General features: G+C 70.6%; 1 protein-coding gene and 1 pseudogene. Both read right to left on the bottom strand.

What is annotated here, in order from left to right; all coding sequences use genetic code 11:
* A partial coding sequence (locus tag LPA54_RS34250) for an AAA family ATPase (protein WP_228984562.1) occupies positions 1–298 on the bottom strand: 298 nt, incomplete at its 3' end.
* A gap of 70 nt (positions 299–368) precedes the next feature.
* Positions 369–690, bottom strand: a pseudogene (locus tag LPA54_RS34245) (6-phosphogluconate dehydrogenase); the annotation flags it as partial.

The raw sequence follows: 690 nt of genomic DNA, 5'->3' as shown, positions 1-690 counted from the left end.
ATCGGTTGATGCGGGCGCGGTTGGCGCGGCCCGGGTTGAGCTCCAGCTCGACCAGCTGCTGCCGGTCACCCTGCCGGACCTGGGCCCGGACGATCGCGCGGTCGGCTCCCATGCGCACCAGCGGGGCGTCGGAGGACACCCGGTGGCTGCCGAGGGTGGCGAGGTAGCCGACCGCCTCGACGAGGTTCGTCTTGCCCTGCCCGTTGGGGCCGACGAAGGCCGTCACCCCGGGGTCGAGCGGAACCTCGACCCGGGGGTAGGAGCGGAAGTCGGCCAGCGACAGATGCGTGACGTGCATGGCTTCCGCCGACCTCCTCCGGCGTTGTGGACCGCCGCGCGGTCCTGTGGACAGGTGGCGTCCCTGTGGACTACTTCTTCTCGACCGCGTGGCCGCCGAACTGGTTGCGCAGCGCCGCGATCATCTTCATCTGCGGCGAGTCCTCCTGGCGCGAGGCGAACCGCGCGAACAGCGAGGCGGTGATCGCCGGCAGCGGGACCGCGTTGTCGATGGCGGCCTCCACAGTCCAGCGTCCCTCACCGGAGTCCTGTGCATAACCCCGGAGTCCGTCCAGGTGCTCGTCCTCGTCGAGGGCGTTGACCGCCAGGTCGAGCAGCCAGGAGCGGATGACGGTGCCCTCCTGCCAGGAGCGGAAGACCTCCCGGACGTCGGTCACCGAGTCGACCTTCTCC

Source organism: Streptomyces sp. DH12, assembly GCF_020873895.1.
GTDB lineage: Bacteria > Actinomycetota > Actinomycetes > Streptomycetales > Streptomycetaceae > Streptomyces.
The sequence above is the reverse complement of the archived record's forward strand: the minus strand, read 5'-3'. Positions and strand labels throughout refer to the sequence as shown.